Origin of the sequence: Chitinophaga sp. (assembly GCF_035564935.1) — a bacterium.
Classification (GTDB): Bacteria; Bacteroidota; Bacteroidia; order Chitinophagales; family Chitinophagaceae; genus Chitinophaga.
The window spans coordinates 1-1,939 of the sequence record NZ_DATMTE010000852.1; the positions used below are offsets into that span (position 1 = coordinate 1).

Annotated in this window: 2 protein-coding genes; one reads left to right on the plus strand and one right to left on the minus strand. The window is 43.9% G+C overall.

From position 1 onward, the window contains the following. Positions 1-56: 56 nt before the first annotated feature. A complete protein-coding gene (locus VN105_RS22285; protein ID WP_325644359.1) occupies positions 57-959 on the minus strand; it encodes an SMP-30/gluconolactonase/LRE family protein in 903 nt (300 codons plus the stop codon). Positions 960-1,112: 153 nt separating this feature from the next. On the opposite strand from VN105_RS22285, the gene VN105_RS22290 reads away from it, so the two are divergent. Beyond that, the coding region (locus tag VN105_RS22290; RefSeq protein WP_325644361.1) for a nucleoid-associated protein at positions 1,113-1,939 on the plus strand (827 nt) is incomplete at its 3' end.

Genomic DNA, 1,939 nt, shown 5'->3' on the forward strand with positions numbered 1-1,939 from the left:
TAATCAGCGTAATCAGTTTAATCCTGCTCCAAGACAATTTACAAGGCCGAAGGCCTTTAAAAGCGTTTGCCCGGTATCGTTACCCGGAAAGTTTCCACGCATTTCCGGTCCTGCAGGGTAACGTATACGGTTTTGCCATCTTTGTCTCCAAATACCAGGTTGCTGCATTGCTTTCCTTTCAGGGGTATTTCCCGGATCAGTTTTCCTTTGGGCGACAGCACAGCGATTACGCCTTTTCCCCATCTGGCAACATAGAGATTTCCTACTTTATCGCATTTCATCCCATCGAACCCGAAATCGGGGAAGGTAGCGAATAAGGTTTTCCGGGAGATGTTACCGGCTTTGTCCACCTTATATTTCCAGATGTTCCGTTGCACGCTTTCATTTACGTACAGTGTTTTTTCATCAGGACTTAGTTCTATACCGTTAGTGGTGCCCATATTGCCTTCGAGCAGTACAGGGGTACGATTATCAGGGTCTATACGCCAGATCTGGCCGGTGTTGGCGGCCCACTTGGGATCGCTCACAAAGATCTGGTCCTTACTATTGATGCAGAGATCATTAGGCTGGTTGAACTGGTCGGAATGAACAAATACACTCACCTTCCTGGTTTTCATATCTATGGACAGCACATTATGCCGGATGAAATCCGGCAGGAACATGGTTCCTTTGCTGTTGAAGTGGATACCATTGGCCACGCTGCTGTCCGGAAGGGTAACGAAGATTTCGCCTGCGCCGGTTTTGGTGTTTATTTTACCAATGGTGCCATCCTGTTTGAGATTTACAACGTAAAAATTGCCGGCTTTGTCAAAGTTGGGTCCTTCAATGTTTACGGAAAACATATTTTCTGCTGTCAGGTCGCGGGTTTCATATACGGGTCTGTCGGCATTTTTTTGCTGGGCCATCAGTGGAAGGCTGCATCCGGTGGCCATTGCCAGCAGGCAAATATATTTTCTCATGTTCGTTTTGTTTTGAAACTTTAAATTAAGGAACTATTCCAGAATTTTCAGCGTATATGGATAGGAGATAGGGTATGTAATGAAATTATCAAGAAATAATTAGCGGGAAAAACGGCTCTGTTGCCTGTCAACTAATTTATTAATTTTGCGCCCATGATCCATGTTTCGGAGTTTAAAGATTTGGCGCAATTGACGATACACAAGGTAGGGAATCCCACTAACGACGAGGCCCTGCTCTGTTCCAGGGCGCCTTTGCAGCTGGAGGATGAAACGATCAGCCAGTTATTGGTAACATATTTTATTCAGCCGTTTGCCAATGCTGCAGAGTATTTCAGGTTCCGTCATGACGCAGATCTTCAATTGAATGAAATATTTCAATATTGTCGACGTATATTTACTGACCAAAATGAATTTCAGGAGCAGTCGGTCAATATTGCCAAACATCTATATAAACATTCCACCCATCCTAAAATCAAGGGGGGAGAGCTTTATATAGCCTACTTTAGCAAGTGCCAGGTAGATGGAGAGGAGGTGGAAGCCGTAGGTATTTTCAAGTCGGAGAACCGCGATACTTATTTGAAAGTATTCCTGGCTGATGAGAATTACCAGGTAAACTACGAAGACGGCATAAATATTAGCAAGCTGGATAAAGGTTGTCTTGTTTTTAATACGGAAGAATCCGAGGGTTTTAAAGTAAGTATTGTAGATAGTAACAGCAAACAGGCCGAAGCGGTGTATTGGAGGGACGCATTTTTACAGGTGCAGCGCCGTGAAGACAGTTACCATCAGACAGAAACAGCGGTGGACATGTGTAAACAGTTTATACACAACAAATTGCCAACCGAGTATGAGATGGACAGAGTGGATCAGGTAGATCTGTTAAATAAATCAGCCGCTTATTTTAAAGAAAAAGAGCAATTCCAACTGGATGATTTTGCGAAAGAAGTACTGGGCCATCCCGACGCCATCGCTTCTTTTAA